General features: G+C 58.7%; 10 protein-coding genes. 7 read left to right on the forward strand and 3 right to left on the reverse strand.

The features are described 5' to 3' along the window. Nucleotides 1-268: 268 nt before the first annotated feature. Nucleotides 269-4,099, forward strand: a complete 3,831-nt coding sequence (locus KF712_17635) for a hypothetical protein (protein ID MBX3742810.1) — start codon at nt 269-271, stop codon at nt 4,097-4,099. A gap of 410 nt (nt 4,100-4,509) precedes the next feature. Then, nucleotides 4,510-7,188: an aconitate hydratase AcnA gene (acnA, locus tag KF712_17640; GenBank protein ID MBX3742811.1), complete on the forward strand. Its 2,679-nt coding sequence runs from the start codon at nt 4,510-4,512 to the stop codon at nt 7,186-7,188. A 57-nt stretch (nt 7,189-7,245) separates the two neighbouring features. Here the strand turns inward: acnA and KF712_17645 are convergent, their stop codons facing one another. Both KF712_17645 and KF712_17650 read right to left on the reverse strand, forming a co-directional pair. Then, a complete protein-coding gene (locus KF712_17645) occupies nt 7,246-9,066 on the reverse strand; it encodes a hypothetical protein (protein ID MBX3742812.1) in 1,821 nt (606 codons plus the stop codon). Nucleotides 9,067-9,434: 368 nt separating this feature from the next. Then, nucleotides 9,435-9,920: a hypothetical protein gene (locus KF712_17650; GenBank protein MBX3742813.1), complete on the reverse strand. Its 486-nt coding sequence runs from the start codon at nt 9,918-9,920 to the stop codon at nt 9,435-9,437. A 474-nt stretch (nt 9,921-10,394) separates the two neighbouring features. Here KF712_17650 and KF712_17655 point away from each other — a divergent pair, with 474 nt between their 5' ends. From KF712_17655 to KF712_17670, 4 genes are all read left to right on the forward strand, one after another. Continuing rightward, a complete protein-coding gene (locus KF712_17655) occupies nt 10,395-11,330 on the forward strand; it encodes a MoxR family ATPase (GenBank protein MBX3742814.1) in 936 nt (311 codons plus the stop codon). 12 nt (nt 11,331-11,342) lie between these two features. After that, complete coding sequence (locus tag KF712_17660) at nt 11,343-12,734, forward strand: DUF58 domain-containing protein (GenBank protein ID MBX3742815.1); 1,392 nt, start codon at nt 11,343-11,345, stop codon at nt 12,732-12,734. 102 nt (nt 12,735-12,836) lie between these two features. Further along, complete coding sequence (locus tag KF712_17665; GenBank protein MBX3742816.1) at nt 12,837-14,843, forward strand: transglutaminase domain-containing protein; 2,007 nt, start codon at nt 12,837-12,839, stop codon at nt 14,841-14,843. A gap of 78 nt (nt 14,844-14,921) precedes the next feature. Further along, the gene (locus tag KF712_17670) at nt 14,922-15,920 is read left to right on the forward strand and encodes a DUF3592 domain-containing protein (protein MBX3742817.1); all 999 of its coding nucleotides are present in this window, start codon (nt 14,922-14,924) and stop codon (nt 15,918-15,920) included. Nucleotides 15,921-15,928: 8 nt separating this feature from the next. On the opposite strand, the gene KF712_17675 is transcribed toward KF712_17670, so the two are convergent. Further along, the gene (locus KF712_17675) at nt 15,929-16,699 is read right to left on the reverse strand and encodes a ferritin-like domain-containing protein (GenBank protein ID MBX3742818.1); all 771 of its coding nucleotides are present in this window, start codon (nt 16,697-16,699) and stop codon (nt 15,929-15,931) included. A 168-nt stretch (nt 16,700-16,867) separates the two neighbouring features. Here KF712_17675 and KF712_17680 point away from each other — a divergent pair, with 168 nt between their 5' ends. Beyond that, nucleotides 16,868-17,608, forward strand: coding sequence for a hypothetical protein (locus tag KF712_17680; GenBank protein ID MBX3742819.1), 741 nt, complete (start codon nt 16,868-16,870; stop codon nt 17,606-17,608). Nucleotides 17,609-17,653: the final 45 nt, after the last annotated feature.

Raw genomic sequence — 17,653 nt, forward strand, 5'->3', positions numbered from 1 at the left:
GCAGAAGGCATGATGCCTAAGCGCAACTAAGCGACCTCATACCCAAGAAAAATGCATTAAGCGCTAACTTTGCCATACGTGTCCAATTCTGCCTCGGCGTCCCCGGAGGCCGCCGCATGTGCCTCCAAGCCCAGTTCGATTTCCAGATAGCTCATCGCACCAAAAACGGAGAATCCGAACGGAAGTCAGATCCATCGCTTGAACTCTTATCTAAAGACGCCACTCTGACGAGATTACAAACTCCAATCCGCGATTTATCCCTCTATCTGTGAACTCGGAAAAAATTCTCAAAAAGGTGGCTGAGATCATGGATGAAAATCCCGACGCCTCCGCAGAAGACGCCATGAACATGCTCAGCTTCCTGTTCGGAGGGAGTAGCCTTTCCATTGCGGCACTCAAGGAGACACATTCGCAGCTCTGTAAAATCCTTGCCCCAATAAATCTGTCCTCCGCCGTTCCTTTGATCGCCGCACTCGAAACAATTCCAAACCTTCAAAAATATGGAGTAAGATTAAGCGTGCTTCTACATCTAGCTCTAGTGAGTTGTCGCGGCGAACAGGAGCCCACAATCTCAGACTTAGATCAATGGATCCACTTGATCCGAGAATCACCCACTTGCGTGCAAGAAGATCCGCCAGAAGATGTCTTTGTCGGCTATGTTTGTAGCCCAGCGGGAGGTTTCCGGGTATTCCCGGGACTGATTTCTAATGCGGATTTCATCGTAGAAAGACTACTCACGTTTCTGCACAAAAAGCGAGAGTTCCCAACTTTCGCGGACGGACATGATTCTGTTGTTGAACTTCTCAAGCTGAGCGAAGCTATTGCAAACTCCCTAGCGCTGCCTCGTTATTTCACCAGAGTTGATCACACCGATAATGATCTACCTTCACCAGACCAAGCTCAAATAGAGACTCACACTAAAGCAGTCACCTTCAATGATGCCACTCTGATAGATCTTGGAATCGATAAAAATAAACTCACCCCATTTATCCTTGATCCATCTAAAGTGGAACAAATAAACAACGAAAATGTTTTCGGATCATCCATTGAAGTATTCCCATTGATCAATTTTGACGACATTCTCGTGATCGCGGCCCCTTCCATACTATGTCGTGCAGCTGCAATACGAATACTTGATGTAGTCCGTAATCTCGGAGGCTGGGCAGACACATTTTTTGAAATTGAGAGTGCCGAATATTTTATTAATAAGGTAATCCCGCATCTGGGCATAAAACCGAATCGAATCACTCTCCCGAAACCGGCCTCAGATGTACCACGGCTTTATCCTTATGCTGGGCAATTTGATTTTGGAATGCCCACCCTGGTTCTCACCCAAACCTCTCCACTCAGTCAGGGAAGCAACATCGAAGACCTTGAGACTCTTTCCGATCAGCAGATTGATGGATTTACCCAATACCTCTCCGACTGCTGCGAATGCTTGGAGCAGGTAGAGGGATTCAAAGGCGGAATAATTATCTTTGCGCTGTCAGGGGTTGGTAGGCCTATGGCAACCGCTTTGAAAGAACTACGTCCCAATTGGCACTTTTACTCCGCTCCGCTGGCGGATTGGAAAACACTTGCCACCGAGCATGATTTCACTACTCGGCGATTGTGGTATCTTGCGCAGCAGGAAGAAATGGCCGAGAGCGCCAAGATTCAGTTTGTAAACATGGCGGGGCTTTTGAACTTGTACGGTTTCTGGAAGCGAAGGCGTTTTGCCCTCCTGCCGGCGGACATGGATCCAAAGCAACCGAACAAGATGCTGATGCTCAGCAGCGATTGTGCGCAGCAAGTAAACTTGGAGAATAAAAATACCAGTGACCGTCACTGCGTGTGGCATCCAATTGAGCTGAAATGGCTTGAGGTTGAACGGGACGGCGCTGGGCTTAATCCTGACGTTAGATCGAACCTGAAATATTGCGACCACGAGTCGACCGTCAACGGAGTGCTCAGAGGATGCGTAAGTATAGAGAAATTCGCATGGTGGATTGAAGTCCGTGATCGTCCAAAATCATCAAAAGCTTCGGGCCACGTTTTTAAACTATGGGAGTGTGTCCAAAGGTGGAGCGAGCGGATTCTCTTGATCATGTCGAAAGACTATGGTCATCTAATACCCCGGGAGGCCGTCATTCTTTTGCAATTTCCCGCTGCGGAAGACTGGAATCTTGACTCTATTTCTGAGCAGGAAGATCGTGATATGCAATTGATTTGTGATATCCATCCCGCGAAGAATCTAATTTCCCTGACGATCAGTGAGTATTTCCTAAGTGAATTTTTTCAACCGAAGAATAGCGCTGAACGAAAAATTGTGACTGCACTGGTGCGAGCCTTAGCCGAAAATAATGGGAAAGTATTTTTAGAAAACGAAGAGCAAGAATGTGTCCAAAGAATCGTCAAGAATCATGATACCAGATTTTTCCATATCCTGCGGTCGTCAGATCTAGAGGCCGTTATGGCGACGGGACGAGCAGAGCCAATGTTGATCCCGGAAGAGGAATTTGAGCGGGTCGGAATCGGTCTCGCATATACTGCTTCGAACGCTCCAGCTAAAATAATCACCGACCGTAAGGAGGCTCAAAAATTTCTCGAAAAAATTGTCAGAGGAATCCAAGGCCGCCTTTCGGCCAAGCTAAAAGATCTCTGGATTTTACCTGTGGTTTCTCACTGTTTTAGCCAGTTGGATGAGTTATCGCGAGATAGCTCACGATGGAATTTCTCCATCCGATCCCTCCTCGCTCTAGAAGAAAACGCTGAGTGGCTCCAAGACCATCTCCGAAACTCAGGCGGGCGTATAGCGCAAGCCGAGATCGCTAATCGCGCACTTATTGAGACAGCAGCCTACTCTTGTGACCCTTCCTCAAGGGTGGTCGTTTCTCAAACAGAGCATCTTTCCATGCTAGCTGACATCGCAGTAATGTTGCAGATCGCGGGATACCGAGATGCCATCACCAACGGATTAGTCGAACCCGAAATCAAGATTCATTTAAACGGTCAAATTGAATTCGACGATGGATTTCGTGAGAAAGTCATGAAACCATATCTGACGTCTAGGGTGGATGACAATATTCGCCGAGCTGCAGAGCTCTACGACGATCATTTTTCAAAAGAGGTTATCGATGCCCCTCCCGCAAGCGAGCAAAACTCAGAAGCGGAGCGATTTGAAAGCGCATTTTTCGCTGAGTTTGGCTTCTACAGTGACTCTCTCACTAAAGTGACCGAAGTCTTTGCCGAATTTGCGAAGAGATCTAGTCAGTCAGGAGGAACTCTCGAAGACCTGCAGCTAAGGCAACTTCTGATAAATCGTGCAACCTTGAGCAAACATCAGACCGAAGCATTTTTGGAAAGATTCGTCTTACCAATGCGCCCCGCTTGGGATAAGGAGTTTCCAACCGGATGTGAGCCTAATGATGTCTTCCCTTGGCGATTTTTTAGAGGGCTTTCTGTCTTAATTCGCCCTTTTGTGGAAGTTTCTAAATCGCCTAAGCAGTATGCAATTTCTGCTACACATCTCCAAAGGTGGCGGAGTTATTTTATCCATTCACTCTTGAATGGCGACCTTCCAGATCGTATTTTTCGGTCTGTCGAGATGAAGAGCTATTTGGGCGGGCTCACCAAGAAGCGCGGTGAGCGTTTTGAGAAGAAGGTGGCCGACGAAATGAGGAAAATTCTTCCTGAAGTTCGGCACAGCGTAAAGATGCGTGAGCTTGGAAAAGCAGATGCCAGCCCGAGTGACGATGTCGATGTGGTCGCTTGGGATCTTAACTCAGGACGTGTCTACTTACTGGAATGTAAAAGCCTGAAACGTGCCCTCACGGCATCCCAAGTCATTCAGCAGTTGGAAAGTTTTCGCGGAGACCCAGAAAATACCGACGATTATCTTGCGAAGCATGTTCGAAGAGTCGAGTGGTTGAAAGCGAATTCTGATGGAGTTACTCGTCTCACGGGGATTTCGGCAGCTAATATTCAATGGACACCTATTTTAGTAAGCGACGGCAGAGTACCGATGTCTCATTTTGAGATGTCCGCAGTTCCGCGAGATCAGATCATTGCGTATGCTGATCTACGTCCCTTAATCAGAGATCAATTGTTCCCTGCATGAGTAATTCACCGGGCCATCCTCGGCCGCACGCCGAGCCTAGAGGAATACAAGGACGCCGTCGCGGGCATCGACCTCACCACCTTCGCCCCACCGATGAAGGAACTGGTGGCCGGGTTCTGACGGAACGCCGGATCCACGCCTCATTTGGAAAGCCGCCCCTGTCATGCAGCGGGCGGCTTTTTTGACGCCCATTGCCAAAGTAAATCGCCGAAATGAAATTCAACCACAGATGAACGCAGATGGACACAGATTGAAGAGATCGGTCCAAAATCTTTTCTTATCCGCGTCCATCTGCGTTCATCTGTGGTTGAAACCCTTCTGATCTGCTTGCCGCGGATCAGCCCCCTTTCCAACGGAAATTCAGGATGCCTCTGGCAGAATCCTGACTCCTGTTGTATGGGTAGTCCCATATGGACACTCTCAGGACCTTCCATACCGGTTCCGGTGCCGAAGGGAAATTCCACTCCCTCCCGGCCCTTGAGGATCAAGGCTTTCCGAACCTTTCCCGCCTGCCCGTTTCCATCCGGATCGTGCTGGAGTCCCTGCTCCGCAACAACGACGGCCTGAAAGTCACGGAGAGGGACATCCGCAACCTGGCGTCCTATGACGCGGCGCACCCGGGAGACTATGAGATTCCGTTCGTCGTGGCGCGGATCGTCCTGCAGGACTTCACCGGCGTGCCGCTGCTGGTGGATCTGGCCGCCATGCGCTCCGCGGTGGCCCGCATGGGGCGCGATGCGAAGATGATCGAGCCGCTGGTTCCCGTGGACCTGGTGGTGGACCACTCCGTGCAGGTGGACTTCGCGGGAACGGACGCCGCTTTCGCAAGGAACCTCGATCTGGAGTTCCACCGCAACCGGGAGCGCTACGAATTCCTCAAGTGGGGAGAACAGGCGTTTGATACCTTCAAGGTCGTGCCGCCGGGCATCGGGATCGTCCATCAGGTGAATCTGGAATACCTCGCGAAGTGCGTGCTGGAGAAAGACGGCGTCTTCTATCCGGACACGCTGGTGGGCACGGACTCCCACACCACCATGATCAACGGGCTGGGCGTGGTGGGCTGGGGCGTCGGCGGCATCGAGGCGGAGGCCGGAATGCTCGGACAGCCGGTCACCTTCCTGGTTCCGGAGGTCGTGGGCGTCTATCTCACCGGCGAACTCATGACCGGAGTGACTGCCACGGACCTGGTGCTGGTGGTGACCGAGCTGCTGCGGAAGACGAAGGTGGTGGGCAAATTCGTCGAGTTCTACGGCCCCGGCGCGAAGGCGCTCAGCCTGCCGGACCGCGCCACCATCGCCAACATGGCCCCGGAATACGGAGCGACCATGGGCTTCTTCGGCATCGATGAAGTCACCACCGGCTATCTGGAGGGCACCGGCCGACCGCCGGAGTTGTGCAAGACGGTGGAGAACTACTACAAGGCGCAGGGATTGTGGGGCATCCCGACGGACCGCAACGCACTGGATTTCACCCAGGTGGTGAACCTCGACCTTTCCACGGTGGAACCGGGTGTCGCGGGGCCGAAGCGCCCGCAGGACCGCATCGATCTGGACGACCTCAAGGCGAAGTGGAGCGAACTGCTCGCCGCTCCGGTGAAGGACGGCGGCTTCGACAAAACCGGCAGCAAGACCGCTGTCGTTCACGTGGACAGCAAGGACGGCGTGCCTGACAAGATCGGCCATGGTTCCGTGCTCATCGCCGCGATCACCAGTTGCACGAACACCTCCAACCCCAGCGTGATGCTCGCCGCCGGCCTGCTGGCGAAAAAGGCGAACGCCTACGGCCTGACGGTGAAGCCATCGGTGAAGACCTCCCTCGGCCCGGGGTCCCGTGTCGTCACCGACTACCTCACCAAGACCGGCCTGCAGGAGGAACTGGACAAGCTCGGCTTCCAGACCGTCGGCTACGGCTGCACCACCTGCATCGGCAACTCAGGGCCGCTGGACAGCGGCATCGAGAGCGTGGTGAAGGCGGAGGACATCGTGGCCGCGTCCGTGCTTTCCGGAAACCGGAATTTCGAGGCCCGCGTCCATCAGTCCATCAGGGCGAATTTCCTGATGTCCCCTCCCCTTGTCGTGGCGTTCGCCATCGCGGGGACCGTTGATATCGACATGGCCACCGAACCGCTCGGCAAAACCCCGAAGGGCGAGCCGGTCTATCTGAAGGATATCTGGCCGACCGCGGAGGAAATCACAGCAGCCATGGTCTCCTCTCTGCGGCCGGAGGTTTTCCAGGCACTCTACACCGGCTTTTCCGACCAGAACCCGAAGTGGAACGAGATCCAATCGTCCACCGGAGATGTCTATGATTGGAACCGGGAATCCACCTACATCCAGGAGCCGCCGTTCTTCGATGGATTCAGCCCGGCACCGCGGGACATCGAGGAGATCCACGGCGCGCGCCCGCTCGGCATCTTCGGGGACTCCGTCACCACCGACCACATCTCCCCCGCCGCAGCCATCAAGATGGACAGCCCGGCGGGACGCTTCCTGCGTGACAGCGGTGTCGGCTTCGCCGATTTCAATTCCTATGGCTCGCGCCGCGGCAACGACCGCGTGATGACCCGCGGCACCTTTGCCAACGTCCGCATCAAGAATCTGATGGTCCCCGGCGTGGAGGGTGGTGTCACCAAGGTCGGCGACAAGGTGGAGGCCATCTACGACGCCGCGGAGATCTACAAGGAAAACGCCATCCCCACCATCATCATCGGAGCGGAGGACTACGGCATGGGATCCTCCCGCGACTGGGCGGCGAAGGGCACCAACCTGCTCGGCGTGAAGGCGGTCATCACCAAATCCTTCGAGCGCATCCATCGCTCGAACCTCGTCGGCATGGGCGTGCTGCCCTGCAATTTCGTCCACAAGGACGACTATGAGAAAGTGAAGGACCTGGCGGACGCCACCTTCGATCTCGTGGGCATCGACAACGATCTGAAGCCCATGCAGCAGGCCACGCTCCGCGTGCATCCCGCCAAGGGAAAAGCCTTCGACATCCCGGTCATCGTCCGGATCGATACCCCGGTGGAAAAGGCCTACTACCGCGCGGGCGGCATCCTGCCCTACGTGCTGTCTCAGATTCTGGACAAGTGAGCACCGGGAGCACTCATCCCCCAGACCCGCGGTTTTCCCCGGTTTTCAGGGGGAGGATCAGTCTTTCCAGATGAAGCGGACACTGTGCGGGGAGAGAACCACCGGCGACTTCAGCAAAAGGGAGGCATCGGCGGAAACACCGGAGGCTTCGATGGCGGAGGAAATCCATGGGGTGGAGGTATCCATGCCGTTCGAGGTGACGGTCACCGACTGCGGAACGGAGGTCCGGTTGACAAGAACGAATGCGGGTTTGCCATTCTTGACGGCTGCGAACGGAACGACGGATTGTTCGGAACTGGAAGCGACCTGCGCGGGGCTGCCGTCGAGCCGGGTGTTGAAGTGATGGAAGACATGAGCAGCCGGGCGCAAGGTGCCGTCCATGTTCATTTTGCCGTAGGCTCCGTCCTGGTCACTCCAGGCATTGATGGCGGTGAGATCCGGAATCCGGGAGTGAGCGATGAGGAACAGGGCATCGAAGACGGCGCCTTTATGGTTCGCCATGCGTGGATCCCTGGGCTCCCAAGTATAGTTGATGTTGAATTCGTTGAGATGGAATTCGAGGCGGCTTGAGGATACTTCGTCGCGGACGCTTTCGATGAGGGAGATTGTGTTCCTGGCCATCGAAGACGTTTTGTCGTAAACCGACCGGTCGCTTTCCTCGGCGGAACCGGTGGCATAGATATGGAAGGAAAGGAAGTCGAGGTTCCGTCGTGTGAGGCGCGCATACTCCGTTAGCTGCTGGGTGGGCAGAGGATGGCAGGCGGCCGGTCCTCCGAGTTTGATGTCAGGATCGACCTTCCGCATCGCCGCAGCCGCCGTATTATGGATTTTCGCCAGGGCCGGCACATCAGCCGGAGGCCCGGCGGGGCCGCGTTCATGCGGTCTCCAGTAGGCGACGTCCTTTTCATTGGTGATCTCCCAATAGCGGATGCCTGCCTTGAACTCCCTGTTAATGATCCGGACCAAGTCCGCGCAGAGAAGTGAGTAAGGCTCAACCATGTCGGGATCGAGACGTCCGTCCTTATCGGCGTCATATGCCTCGGGCCAACTGTTGATGTTGAGCAGGAGTTCGGTTCCGGACGGAGGCCGCAGCGAGTCGAGAGCCGCGCGGATCTTGTCTTTGTTCCATGTACCGGTGGCCGGATCGAACCAAGTTTTGACAAGGCTGCCGTTGTGGATGCGGAGCAGACGGGGCTTCATGAAGGAGATGCCTTCGCTCCAACCGGGGCGTGGCGAGGTGGCGGAGAAGCCGTGCTGGCAGTTCAAGGAATACAGGTAAGGGGAAACGGGGCGGGAAAGGCGGTTCCAGTTGATGACGACACGGGCATTCTCCGCGGGGACGGCTTCCGTTGGCGGCGCGGAGGGTGCGGCGGAGGGTTGCCATGTGGGGTCGGCCGTGATGACGAGGGCGTCAACGCCGCTCTTCGGGGTGCGGTTGACCTCGCTGATGAAGTGGATGCTGCCGCCGAGCCGGGAACGTTCAAAGGAACCCACTTTGCGCCATCCGAAGCCGTCGGGGTGGCGGGTCCAGTCCCAGGGAAATTCGACGGCTTTGCCATCGATGCTGGTTTTCATCTGGAGGGCGGTGGCCTGGTAGCGGACCCAGATATGAAGGGGATCTCCCTCCGGGGGGAGATCGCCCGCTGCGACAGACTGGTAATCGGCGGTGGCGGTGAGGTATCTGCCGGTGAAAGCGGCCGGATCTTCGCGGGGCAGGAGTTTGGCATTGCCGGATACGGCGGGTCCGAAGAGCGCGGTGGTTTTCGTGTCGGATCGGGCGGGAAGATCCGCGGCCAACGGGGGTTGGGCGGAGGATGGCATACAGGTCGCCAGGATGGTGCAGATAAGGATTTCCCGGAGAGTGCGCGAGAGGTTCATGGGAGGACTGGTGGGAGAATCATTTCATTTCTCCGGGATGATGGAGGTTGGAGAGGAAGAAGAAGCCGGTGCCCCGAGGACGGCAGGATGGAGGGCGCTTCCATAGGGTGGAGATGAAACTCGATGGCCGGAGGGACGCGGGGAATTCGCATCGAAGGTAGCAGTCGGAGGATTTGTAACTTAATGAAGGGGAAGATGTCAATTTCGCGGAAAATCGTGTCCCATTTTGATGATCAATGACCTGTCCCACTGTTACGGATTCTGAACAAACAAAGGAGAGGGCACTTACCTGTGCCCCGGTGGCATCAGCGAATGTGGCGGCTTTGCCGCAATGTCCACTCTACGTACACTCCACTATGTATTTCCATCTACCGTATCACGTATTTGAAATAGAGCTTCTGATATTTCTCATCCTCCTTTTGGCGGAGTGCGATGGTGGGATTCTCGACATCCCCAATGATCATCCCGCGTTTCACCTGCCATAGAGGCCTTCGATAGCCCAATTCAAATTTGGGAATGGTCTTCCAATCTTTCTCCGGCTTGTGGGTGTAGGAAAATTCCTGGGCGGTGAGGAACTTCTGCTTTCCCGCAAAGGACTCGAACCCTAACTGCATCGGCCCACCATTGTTGGTCATTTCGATGGTAATGACGTCACCGCTCTTGACGAACATCCGCGCCGCCTCCGGCTTTTGGAACCCAGCTTGGAGAATCACCTTGCCGTTGACTGCCATCACGCCCCAATCGTCACACCATAATGCGATGGCAACTTCGGTCACCCGCTCTCCGTTGATCGGAGGTGCGCCCGGAACACTTACCGAACGCTTCGCCCGCAATGCCGATCCATCGGGAGACACCTCCGTGTCAAAAGTCTGCCCATGGCCCCATGTGATGGCGTATCGCTGGATCGCATCGGAAAAGGGATCGGATTCCCATTTCCCTTCGGTGAAATTTCCGTCGTCCCCCCATATTGCGGCGGTTCCATCGACTCTGGCCTTGAGAATCCTCCCATCCGTCAAGCGCCAGCAACCGACAAGCAAATGATTTCCGCAGGAAATGGCGATTCCCAGCGCAGTGACAAGCATGCTACAGGCAAGAGTCCTCATTCCACAGATGAATTGCAGGCCACGGCGGCAGCAAAAGGATTTTCAAGCGGATATCGGATCTCCTCCCGCTCGCGGAAAGGAACTCCCCCCTTCACGCCTTTTTCACAGAGAGCATGCAGGGAATCTGTTGCACCGCGCCCGCACCCGTTGTTTCTTGATGGGACAAGCTCCGGCAGTCTCTAACAGGGACCTTGCCGGGACGTGTCGCCCACAAAAACCCCACCCATGTCCGCCCAGGCCACCGCCCAACGTCTCGAAACCGCCGTTTGCTCCATCATCAAGGGCCAACAGAATGTGATCCGCCGGGTGCTGGCGTGCATGGTGGCGGGGGGGCACGTGCTGCTGGAGGACTACCCTGGCACGGGCAAGACCACCTTGGCCAAAGCCATCGCCAGGGCCATCCGTGGCACCACCTTCAAGCGGGTGCAGTTCACGCCGGACCTGCTGCCGTCGGACATCCTCGGCATTTCCGTGCTGGATCCGAAAAGCCAGGAGTTCCGCTTCCACCCCGGCCCCATCTTCACGGACATCCTGCTGGCGGATGAGATCAACCGCGCGTCCCCGCGGACGCAGAGCGCGCTGCTGGAGGCCATGGGCGAAAGGCAGGCCACCATCGAGGGCGAGCGCCACCTGCTGGATGGTGTTTTCTTCGTCATCGCCACGCAGAACCCGGTGGAGTTCCGCGGCACCTATCCGCTGCCGGAGGCGCAGATGGACCGCTTCGCCATGCAGTGTGCGCTGGGCTATGTTTCCGCGGAGGAGGAGGCGCAGATCCTGGCGGACCAGATGGAGGTGCACCCGGTGGATGTGCTGGAACCCGTGGCCAGCCGGGAGGAAGTGCTGGAGCTGATGGAGGCGTCGAAGCACGTGCGCTTCAGCGCGGAGCTGCGCCACTACGTGGTCTCCCTGGTGGCGGCCACCCGCGGCAGGACGGACGTACAGCTCGCCGCCAGCCCGCGCGCCTCCCTGGCGCTCATGAAAATTTCCCAGTCCCTCGCCCTGTTCGAGGGCCATGACTTCGTTTCCCCGGAGATCATCCAGGCCGTGGCGGCTGATGTCATCGCCCACCGTCTGGTGCTTTCCCCGGAGGCACGCTACTCCGGCATCACCGCAAGGCGGATCGTGGCGGACATCATCGAGGAAACCCCAGTCCCGGTCTAGCCGGATACCGCCATGAATCCGCCGGCCACCACCACCACCTCCCGGCCCGGGTTTTTCACCCGCTTCACCCATGCGTGGTATTCACAGGGCGCGGCGATCGGCTACTTCTTCTCCCGCCGCTTCCGGCCTGCGGGAGCGGGACTCGTCATCGTCATCGTGCTGATGGCGGGGCTGGGCTTCGGCCACCGGAAGGACCCCGTCTATCAGATTTTCTCGCTGGCGGTGGGCATGGGCGTCATCGCACTGCCGTGGGCCTTCATCCGCCGCGCGAAGATCCAGGCGAAACGGGAACTGCCACTCTACGCCACCGCGGGTGAAACCATCCGCTACACCGTGCGCGTGACCAACACCGGTGCATGGCACCTGCGCCGCGCATGGCTGACGGAAACCCCGCCGGATCCCCGGCCTGGGTTGATGGAGTTCTTCCTCCGCCGTGAACCAGGAGAAGAGGACCGCAATGCCTTCGACCGGAAGTTCGCCTTCTACCGCTGGCGCTGGCTGATCGACGGCCGCCGCGCCTTCGACGGCGGGGACTCCACGGAGATGCTGGACCTGAACCCGGGAAAAACGGCCCGCGTGGAGGCCTCCATCACCCCCGCGCGGCGCGGCGTCATCCGGCTGGACGACCTGCGCATCCTGCTGCCGGACCCTTTCGGGCTGGTCCAGAACTGCCGGAAAGTCACCACCCCGCCCAGCACCCTGACCGTGCTGCCCAAGCGGCATCCCCTGCCGACCTTCGAAATGCCCGGCGGCTCCCGCTTCCAGGCGGGTGATGAGAACGCCACCAACGCCATCGGCAACACCGGGGAATTCGTCGGTCTGCGCGACTACCGCCCGGGGGATCCGCTGCGGCAGATCCACTGGAAAAGCTGGGCGCGCACCGGCCGCCCGATCGTCAAGGAACTGGAGGACACCTACTACCCCCGCTACGGGCTGGTGCTGGACACTTTCCTCACGGGGGCGAACGAGGCGTTCTTCGAGGATGCTGTGTCCGTCGCCGCGTCCTTCGTGGCGCTCATCGACCGTGGTGACTCGCTGCTGGACCTGATGTTCATCAAGGACCAGGCGCACATGGTCACCGCCGGGCGCGGACTGGCCCGCATGGAAAAACTGCTGGAGGTCCTGGCGGGAGTGGAGGGAGAGCATGACCCGCAGTTCGGCCAGCTCAGCCGGCTGATCCTCCGCCACCGGGAGGATCTCACCTCCTGTGTGGTGGTGCTGGCGGGCTGGGACGGGGAACGCGCCGCTTTCCTTTCCACTCTGGCCAGGGGTGGCATGGCCTGCGTGCCCATCATTATCGGTGACGGGGAAAAGCCTCCCGGCACCCCCGGCTACTGGCTGCGCAGCGGCTTCATCGGCCCGGACCTGCTGAAACTGCCACGGAAGCTCGACGCCTATCATTGATCCCTCTTTCCTTTCCCGCTCCACCAACCGTTCCCCGCCATCAACAAGATCCATCCACCACCCCGTTTCCTGCTGGGAGCGGCCCTCATCTTCTGGGGGCTGATGACGGAGCATATGGTCATCGCGGTGGGAATGGCGCTGGTGGTGGAGGCCGCCCACTGGCTGCGCCTGCGCTGGCACTTCGATGACACGGCCTACATCCGCGCATGGCAGCTCACCCAGATTTCCGCCGCCTGCCTGGCCGTATATGTCTGGCTGGAGGGTGACCGGCTCAGCGCCCTGCAAAGGCTGATGTCCTGGCTGCCCGCGCTTTTCCTGCCCGTGCAGCTCGCCCAGATCTACGGACTGAAGGACTCCATGCCGCTCAGCACTTTTTCCTTCTTCGCCCGCCAGCGGCAGTTGAGGAACGAGCGGCTGGGGCTGCGGGACACGTCCACACGCCTGAACTTCGGCAACGTGTTTTTCGTCTCCTGTCTGGTCGCAGCCACGCTCGGCCCCCTCGCGGAGAGCGTCTGGTTTCTCAACGGCCTCCTGTTCCTGATCGGGTGGGCCGTTCTCGCCGCCCTGAGAACGAGATTGGCTCCCCTGCTGCTGGCACTGGCCTTCGCCGGAGGCTTCGCCGTGACGGGACAGGCTTCGCTGAAAATCGCCAACGAGAAACTCCTCCGCTATTACCGGGGCGGCCACGACGGCCCGCGCAACCCGAACGTGACGGACACCGCCATCGGCTCCCTGGGCGAGATCAAGCAGAGCAAGGACATCCAGTGGCGGCTGCGCGTGAACGGCAACGGGATGCCGCCCACCCACCTGAAGACCATCGTCTTCAACAAATACCGCAACGCGGAATGGATCAACCAACGCGCCGAAGGCAGGGACAAGGACTTCGACTGGCTGGCCATCGACGAAATCACCGAAGGTTCCAACCAGTTCGTCATCTCCCCCAGTGAAACGGATCCACCGGTGGAGGCGAAGCTCCCATCCTTCCGCCTCCGTGGAAAGGTGGAGGAGGAAAGCCAGCTACCGCTGCCGGGAAGCGCCGCCATCATCCACGGCTTCAAGCTTGAGACCATCGACCACAATTCGATGGGGACGGTGCGGATCAATCCGTCGAACGCCATCATCGACGGCACCGTCTTCTGGAAGCACCGGTCCACCATCGAGGTTCCGCCGGAAAGGCAGGACTACCTCCTTCCGAAGCTGGAGGAAAGCACGATCCTCAGGATCGCGGCGGAGATCGGCCTGCATGGTGAACCCACCCTGAAGGGAAAGCTCGATCTGATCTCCGGGTGGTTCGCGAGGGAGTTCAAATACACGCGCTACCTGACGACTCCGGTGCCGGGCGAGTTCGCGCTCCGGCGGAAGGGCCGGGAAAACATGAGCCGCGGCAATGCCATCGCGGTGTTCCTCACCAACCACCGGGAGGGCCACTGCGAGTACTTCGCCACCGCAGCCTCCCTGCTCCTGCGCGCCGCCGGAACACCCAGCCGTTACGCCGTTGGCTTCTCCGTGAGGGAAATGGATGGCAGGCGGAACGAGTTCCTCATCCGCGGCACGCACGCCCACGCCTGGTGCCGCGTGTGGGATGAGGAAAAGGAACAGTGGATCGACTTCGACCCTACGCCCGGCAACTGGCTGGCCATGGAAGGCATCCGCCCGGACTGGAAGCAACCTTTCAAGGACTGGCTGCTGCGCGTCCGCGAAGACTTCGCGCTCTGGCGGACGGATACGGAAAACCGGACCGGCCTCGCCATCGGGATGATGTCCTTCGCCGTGATCGCCCTCGCTTTCATCGGCCGGAGGTTGTGGCGGTCGAAGCACATGGTGGGGCCGAAGGCATCAGGCCGCCCGGTGTTCGACATCACCCGCACGCCGCTGCATGAACTGGAACCCATGGCCCGGAAGATCCTCGGCCCCCGCCCGCCGGGCCTGCCGTTTTCCCGGTGGTTGTCGGGCTTGCGCGGCATGCTCGGAGATGCCGGCCAACTGGATGAAGCCATCCAGCTCCACCAACGCCTGCGCTATGATCCGGAGCCGCCGGGGTCCACTCCGGTGGAGCGGCTGAAGACGTTGGTCGATGGGATCAAGGACAAGCTGAAGGCGGAGGGTTGAAGGTGGCGAAGGTCTCACGAGGTTCGCTGCGCTTGCAGGATTGATTTTCCATGGCCTTTGGTGGTATCCATCGGACCTATGGCCCAGCTAGCTCCATGGAGGATCAAGATGGTCCGCTGCATCATCGCGGCACTGGCGATGGGCGTCGGTGGATTGCTGGCGTGGGCTGTCTGGTTCCATCAAATGGAGGACCACCGCAAGGTTGCGGGGTGGACAAAAGTTCCCTGCACGATCCTCCGCTGGGACATGCAGGTCAGCGAGACATCCTGGGGGCCGAACGCGACCCGTTACTGCTTCTACCGCTATGAATACGGCGGCAAGACCTACACCGGGCAGAACTATGACGAAGCCACCGACTGGCCGGTGGACCTGCGGGATTTCGAGGAGGAAGGTGTCGCCGCCAGGCAGGGTCCGGCATTCTGTTACGTGAATCCGGAAAGACCGACTGAGGCCAGCTTCCGCGGGCCGCGGGCGTGGTTTCCGTGGTCGCTCACCGGCGGCGGGCTGCTCCTCTTTCTGGCAGGCTTCATCTTTTTCATCCTCACCTTCATCCCGCGCCGTCCCCTGCCGCCGGAAATGGCGGACCTGCGGATGCGCCGGCGGGCGTTGTGCGGGATGGGCCTCGGGCTGATACTGGCAGCGCTCGTGATCGCGAAGCGGCAGGATCTTTGGGAAGGCGTCGAAGGCCAGATCCTGAGATCAAAGCTGGTCCCTGTCCCGGCGAAGATCGAGGCTACCGGTCTTTCCGAAGCAAAAGGCACGGGGAAGAACCGGAACATCACCTACAACATGATGAGCGTGGTGTATTCCTACGAGCATGGCGGCAGGAAATGGCACGCGGACCGTTGGTTCTACCATGAGGTCAGCAGGATGGGCGGCAGCAAGGAGGACGCACGGGAGACGCTTTCCCAGTACCCGCGCGGAAAGGAAGTCACCGCATGGATCCATCCGGAGAAACCATGGATCGCCACGCTGGACCGCGGACTGTCATGGTCGCTGGCATGGGCGGTGATGCCCGCCACCTTGTTCTTCGGCGGGCTGCACGCATTCCGGGTTGGCTGGAAGCTGAAGCGTTGAGCTTCTTTTCAGCCACACAGTCCGCCGATCCTCGCGGAGATCCTCCGCCCTATACGCCGGAGGTTGCGGGACCACACGGCTTCCTTCCGCAGTTGGTGGATGAAGTTCCCCGCATCCCTCCAGATGGTCCGGTAGAACTCCGCGTCCGTCCCGCCGAGCGCGACCACCGCGCCCCGGTGGTTCACCCACAGAACGGTGCCTGCCATCAGCGCGCGCAGCCGGAACATGCCCGCCCACAGCATGCCATGGCACTGCCCGCCCGCTGCTTCATCCGCCAACCGCGCGCGGTGGAAGGCGATGTGGCCCGTCTCATCCCGGATGATGAGATCGCACATGCTGCGCAAGGCGGAATCTTTCCCATGCTTGCGGAGCATCTTGTAATACACGTTGCTGACGATCTCCGTGCCGAGCAACGCCTGCAGCTCGAACCGCACGCCGAGGAATTTCCTCACCGCACAGAACAGCGAGAAGCTCCAGTGTCCCTGGATCTCCTCACCGCCCAGACGTTTCAGCATGTCGCCCAGCAGGCGCGAGTGCTCCCGCTCCTCCTTGAACCAAAGGTCGATCACCCGCTTCATCGCCGGGTCGGAGAGATACTGCTCCCTGTTCCAGGCGATGAGGTAGGCGGGGCCACCGCCATCCCCGAGCTGGAACTGCTGGATGGAACGGGTGAGCTTTTCCAAGGTGCCACCGGTGAGTTCCAGCGGTGCCTGCCAGTCCGGTTCCGGCCGGTGTCTTCCGTTGTTCTCAAAATGCCTGACCCATTTCTGATAGTTCATATTGTTGCGGGGTTACGGGGCAAAGGTCGGTCCTGAATGCGGAGGCTTGATGCGCGGTCGGTGAAGATTCCGTGAAAAGCGGCAATCCAGATGTACGGGAGAATATAAAATCTCATTGAATATTCTTTGTATTTCCATTGTATATCCAATAATCTCACATCCCGATCCATGCCATCTCTGCTCACGATATTCTCTCTGTTCGTCTTGGGTTGCCTTCCCATTCAAGCCCAGCTTTATCCCGTGGCGGTCGCCGTCGTCCCCTATGCCGCCACCATCCCCGAGGGAGGCAGTCTCCAGATGACGGCCCGGCTTGTTTATAACAATGGGGGATCCGCGCCCATCGAGCCGTCACGGGTCCAATGGCGCGTCAACTCGGTCGATCCGGCCTTCATCAGCAACACCGGCATGCTGATCGCATCCGCCGTCCACAAGGACACCCAGATCACCATCCACGCGGTCTATGCGGGTTACCAAGGCTTCATTCCGGCGTTCATCCAAAATACCCAGCCCGACAACTACGGAAGCTACGCGGGGGACGGCCTTGAGGATGGCTGGCAGGTGGAGCATTTCGGACTGGATCATCCGCAGGCCTCGCCGCTTTCCGATCCGGATGGTGACGGGCAGAACAATCTTTTCGAATACACCGCGGGAACTTCACCGAGGGACCGATACTCAAAGCTCGTCTTCGCCGTGCTGCGCGTTCCGTCGCAGCCAACCCATCGGAAGATCGAAATCCATCCGATCCTCGCCGGCCGGAGCTACCAACTGCAGCACAGCCCCGATCTCACCCCGGGTTCATGGAAACCGGTGGCCGCAACACCGGTCGATACCGGAAGCCACAGGGTCATCACCGACACGGACGCGGCCGGTGCCAGCCGCTTTTACCGGGTGATCGTCACGAAACCGTGAGACAATGCCGCGTTGACGGAGATGCCGGGGAAGGATTCGCTCTAC

It is taken from the genome of Akkermansiaceae bacterium (assembly GCA_019634595.1).
In the GTDB taxonomy this organism is placed as follows: Bacteria; Verrucomicrobiota; Verrucomicrobiia; order Verrucomicrobiales; family Akkermansiaceae; genus Luteolibacter.